5 protein-coding genes are annotated in these 4,931 nt (G+C 70.7%); all 5 read right to left on the reverse strand.

The genetic code is table 11. The features are described from left to right. The coding region (locus tag Q0L54_RS10375; protein ID WP_296667879.1) for a signal recognition particle receptor subunit alpha at positions 1–113 on the reverse strand (113 nt) is incomplete at its 3' end. A 29-nt stretch (positions 114–142) separates the two neighbouring features. Continuing rightward, on the reverse strand, positions 143–1,873 hold the full coding sequence (locus Q0L54_RS10380) for an HD domain-containing protein (RefSeq protein ID WP_366937959.1): 1,731 nt from the start codon (positions 1,871–1,873) through the stop codon (positions 143–145). Between the two features lie 80 nt (positions 1,874–1,953). After that, positions 1,954–2,292 carry a P-II family nitrogen regulator gene (locus Q0L54_RS10385; protein ID WP_296667876.1) on the reverse strand — a complete coding sequence of 113 codons (339 nt, stop codon included), beginning with the start codon at positions 2,290–2,292 and terminating at the stop codon, positions 1,954–1,956. 2 nt (positions 2,293–2,294) lie between these two features. Further along, positions 2,295–3,575 carry an ammonium transporter gene (locus tag Q0L54_RS10390; protein WP_296667877.1) on the reverse strand — a complete coding sequence of 427 codons (1,281 nt, stop codon included), beginning with the start codon at positions 3,573–3,575 and terminating at the stop codon, positions 2,295–2,297. Positions 3,576–3,769: 194 nt separating this feature from the next. Next, positions 3,770–4,924: a signal recognition particle-docking protein FtsY gene (gene ftsY, locus Q0L54_RS10395; RefSeq protein WP_296667881.1), complete on the reverse strand. Its 1,155-nt coding sequence runs from the start codon at positions 4,922–4,924 to the stop codon at positions 3,770–3,772. Positions 4,925–4,931 lie beyond the last annotated feature (7 nt).

Raw genomic sequence — 4,931 nt, forward strand, 5'->3', positions numbered from 1 at the left:
AGCGCGCGGCGGATCTCACGGATGGTGCCGTCGATGTCCGCCTCGGACAGGCGGCCCTTGCCCCGCAGATTGCGGAACGTCTCTGTCAGACGATCGGAGAGGTTGGCGAACACGGATATCCCTTCACAGCGTGCCTTCCAGCCTACCGTCCCGCGGGAGGACTCCCCGTGGCCAGCGCGTCCCGCGCCCGCGCCGTCAGCGTGTCGATCAACTGCGCCCGCCAGCCGGTCCACGCCTTGGGTCCGGCCGCCCTCGCATCCGCCTCGGTGAGCGCGCGCAGGAGCTCGAGCATCTCGGGCCGGTGCTCGACGGCATCGAGCAGGGCGGCCACCGTCGCCGGGTCCTCCGGGTCGCGCTTGGTCGCGAGAGTGGCCAGGGTGAGGTGCTCGCGCACCAATAGCTCGAGGTCGCACGAGGTCTCGGCGGACAGCCCCAGGCGGGCCGCGATGCCGGGGATGAGGGCAGCGCCGTCGATCGAGTGGTCCGTGGCTCCGGCCCGCTTGCCGATGTCGTGAAGCAGGGCCGCGAGCAGCAGCAGGTCCGAGCGCTGGGTGCCGCGCCGATGCTTCGCCGCGAGCGTGACGGCCTCGAGCATGTGGCGGTCCACCGTGAACAAGTGGATCGGGCTGCGCTGCGGACGGTTGCGCACGCCCTCCCATTCGGGAATCCAGCGCACCACCAGACCCTCGAGGTCGATGGCCTCCCAGACCTGGACCAGATGCGCGCCCGAGCGGAGCAGGTCCCGCAGGTGCGCGCGTGCCTCCGCGGGCCACGGCACCGGCAGGTCCGGGGACCGCTGCAGCGAGGCGAGCAGGGTCGGGGTGAACGTCAGCCCGGTGCTGGCGGCCACCGCCGCCGCGCGCAAAGGCAGCAGCGCATCGTCCTCGGGCCGGAATCCGGCGGCGAGCGCCAGCTCGCCGTCGACGTCGATGAGCCCGGGCGCCACGCTCACGTGGCGCGGCGAGGAGGCGCGGCGGCGCGCCAGGAAGGCGCGAGAGCCGATCCCGGAGCGCTCGAGCGAGCGGCGCGCCCCGCGTTCCGTCGTGTCGAGAGCGAACGCGATGGTGCGGCCGGCCTCGGCCAGCGCCGCCAGCAGGTCGTCGGGGTCGTCGTAGGCAAGCCTCGCAGCCACGTCGGGCGCGAGGTGGCGGCCGAGCACCACTACCGGACGGCCCGCCTCCATCTGAATGGCGTCGCGCACGTCCATGAGCAGCTGGCCCGCGTCGTCGACCGCGCCGTGGGGGCGGTCGGTGAGCCAGGTGGCGGACAGCGCGGTGAGGCTGGTGAAGTCGCGCATGCCACCGCGCGCCTCCTTGATGTTGGGCTCGATGAGGTAGGCGAGCTCGCCGTGGCGCTCGGCACGGGCATGCGAGGCGGCCAGCAGCTCGGGCAGGCGCTTGCGCGCGGCGGCGCGCCAGTCCTGATAGATGTGCGTGCGGGCCTGCTGGATCAGCTGCTCGTCGCCCGCGATGTGATGAAGGTCGAGCAGCCCCGCCGCGGCGGCGAGGTCCTTCGACGCGACCTGCCGGCACTCGGTGAGCGTGCGCGTCGAGTAGTCGAGCTCGAGGCCCGCGTCCCAGATGGGGTACCAGAGTCGCTGGGCGAGCCCCGCGACCGCGGCCTTCGAGTGCGTCGAGCCGTCGTGCAGGATCAGCAGGTCGAGGTCGGACGCCGGCCCCGCGTCGCCGCGGCCCACCGAGCCGACGGCGCCGAACGCGATGCCGTCGCGCATGCCGCCCGAGTGCTCGTCCCAGTGCTCCTTGAGGTGCGCGAAGACGAAGTCGGCCATCGCCTGACGACGCTCCCGACCGCTGCGGCCCGTGGCCGCGAGGCGTTCCGCGTACTCGCTACGCAGACGCTTGAGGTCCCGCACCCCACGGGGGTGCGGGACCTCAGCGCGGGAGCCGTCACGGGTACCGTCACGGCCCTCCATAGTGTCTGGCGGTGTCCCCTCTAGAGGGCTTCCACGCCGTGCTCGCCGGTGCGCACACGGGCGATGTCGTCGACGGGGACAACCCACACCTTGCCGTCGCCGATCTTGCCGGTCTGCGCGGCCGAGACGATCGCCTCGGTCACGGTTGCGGCGTCGGCGTCGTCCACGAGGACCTCAAGACGGGTCTTGGGGACCAGGTCGACGGTGTACTCGGCGCCACGGTAGACCTCGGTGTGGCCCTTCTGGCGCCCGTAGCCGGCCGCCTCCGAGACGGTGACGCCCTTGACGCCCGCGGCCTCGAGGGCCGCACGGACCTCGTCGACGCGGTGGGGCTGGATGATAGCGGTGACCAGCTTCATTGTTACTTCGCCTCCTCGTAAGCGGTCTCGCCGTGTGCGGCGAGGTCGATACCCGACACCTCGATGTCCTCGCTGACGCGGAGCCCACCGATGGCCTTGATGATGAGGCCGATCACGTAGGTGACCACGAACGAGAAGACCACGACGATGAGGGCCACGACGGTCTGCGTGACGAGCTGTGTCGCACCACCACCGTAGAACAAACCGTTCATCGGCACGAGCTCATCGCCCGCGCCTGCCCACGTGGTGCCCTCGTCCAGGTTCGCGAAGAGGCCGATCAAGATGGTGCCCACGAGGCCACCCACGAGGTGGACGCCCACGACATCGAGCGAGTCGTCGTAGCCGAACTTGTACTTCAGGCCCACGGCCATGGCGCACAGGACACCGGCGATGAAGCCGATGGCGATGGCACCCCAGGTGTCGACGGACGCCGCGGCGGGAGTGATGGCGACCAGACCCGCGACGATGCCGGACGCGGCACCCAGCGAGGTGGGCTTGCCGTCACGGATCTGCTCGACGATCAGCCAGCCCAGGATCGCGACGGCCGGGGCCACCACGGTGTTGAGGAAGGCGCGACCCGCGGTGGCGTCGGCGGCGAACTCAGAACCGGCGTTGAAGCCGAACCAGCCGAACCACAGGAGCGCGGCGCCGAGCATGACGTAGGGCAGGTTGTGGGGCTTGAAGGGCTCCTTGCCGAAGCCCTTGCGCGTGCCGAGCAGCAGCGCGAGCGCCAGACCCGCGGCACCGGCGTTGATGTGGACCACGGTTCCACCGGCGAAGTCGATGGGCGACGATGCGGTGATCGGGTTGTCCCAGCCGAGCAGGCCGCCGCCCCAGACCGCGTGAGCGACCGGGAAGTAGGACAGCGTCACCCACAGGGCGACGAAGGCGCTCCAGGCACCGAACTTCATGCGGTCCGCGACGGAACCGGAGATCAGCGCGACGGTGATGATCGCGAACGTGGCCTGGAAGCCTGCCATGACCAGGAACGGCACGCCGGAACCAGCGGCGAGCGAGTCGGCATCGGACATCTCATTGAGGCCGAAGAACCCGGACGGGTTGCCGATCAGGTCACCGGAGCCGAAGGTGAGGCCGTAGCCGTACACCACCCAGATGACGCCGACGATCGCGATGCTGATGAAGCTCATCATCATCATATTGAGCACGGACTTCGCGCGAACCATGCCTCCGTAGAAGAACGCCAGACCGGGCGTCATGAGGAGGACAAGAGCGGTCGCAACGATCATCCACGCGGTATTGCCGGAATCCAGCGTGAAATCCATTGTTTCTCTCCTTCCGCTGGCCGCTCGGCCAACAGTGAAGCCAGACTCGCGGAGGAGTGTTACCCCTGAACGACCTCCGTGTTTCCGCCGCGTTACATCCGGCTCGCGAGCGTAAAAGGTGTGTTGCGCAGACGGGCGCGATGGAACGCGCCGGATGGCCGGGGAGTTGCGAAGGGCCGGTCAGCGGCCCGACGTCACTCGCCCAAGAGGGAGTCGACGAAGCCCTCAGCGTCGAACGGCGCCAGGTCGTCGGCGCCTTCGCCCAGCCCGACGAACTTCACCGGAACGCCCAGCTCGCGCTGCACGGCGAGGACGATGCCGCCCTTGGCGGTGCCGTCGAGCTTGGTGAGCACGATGCCGGTGAGGGGGGCCACCTGGCCGAACACCCGGGCCTGGGTGAGCCCGTTCTGTCCGGTGGTCGCGTCCAGCACCAGCAGCACCTCGCTGGGCGGGCTCACCTTCGAGACCACGCGGACGATCTTGCCCAGTTCGTCCATGAGCCCCTGCTTGTTCTGGAGGCGACCCGCGGTGTCGACCAGCAGCACCTCGACGGCGTCGGCCCGGGCGCGATCCGCGGCCTCGTAGGCGACCGAGGCCGGGTCCGCACCGTCGACGTGCGCGCGCACCACCGGTACCCCCACCCGCGAGCCCCACGTCTCGAGCTGATCTGCCGCGGCTGCGCGGAACGTGTCCGCGGCGCCCAGCACCACCGTGCGATGCTCGGCCACCAGCACCCGCGCGAGCTTGCCCACCGTGGTGGTCTTGCCCACCCCGTTCACTCCCACCACGATCGCGGAGTGCAGGGATCCGTCACCCGCCTCGCCCAGTCGCAGCGAACGGTCGAGCCCCGGGTTCACCACGTCCAGCAGCGCGGCACGCAGCAGCTCCTTGGGCTCGGCGTCGGGCTCGGCCTTGAGCCGTGCCCGCAGGTCGCCCAGCAGCTCGTCGGTCGCCCCGGCGCCCACGTCCGCCATCAGCAGGGTCTCCTCCAACTCGTCCCAGTCGTCCTGAGAGAGGGAACCGCGCCGGAAGATCGCGAGCAGGGACTGGCCCAGCCCCCCGCCGAGGCGACGTCGGAGGCGCGCGAAGCGCGCATCGACCGACTCGGGTGCCTCGACCGTCGCGACGGGCGCCGGGGGCTCGGCCGGCTCCGGCGCCTGCTGGGGCGCGGCCGGGGCCTCCGCATCGTCCACCGGCGCGGGCGCGGCGGGTCGAGGAGGCTCCTTGGGCGGCGCTTGGCGCGCCTTGCCCACCACCGCGGCCGCGGCACCGCCGAGCACCGCGAGCCCCGCGATGATCGCTACGAGAAGATCGCTGTCACCTGGGATCCATGAGACGTCCACGGGCATAGTCTCT

The sequence above is a fragment of the Demequina sp. genome (assembly GCF_024642165.1).
Lineage (GTDB): Bacteria > Actinomycetota > Actinomycetes > Actinomycetales > Demequinaceae > Demequina.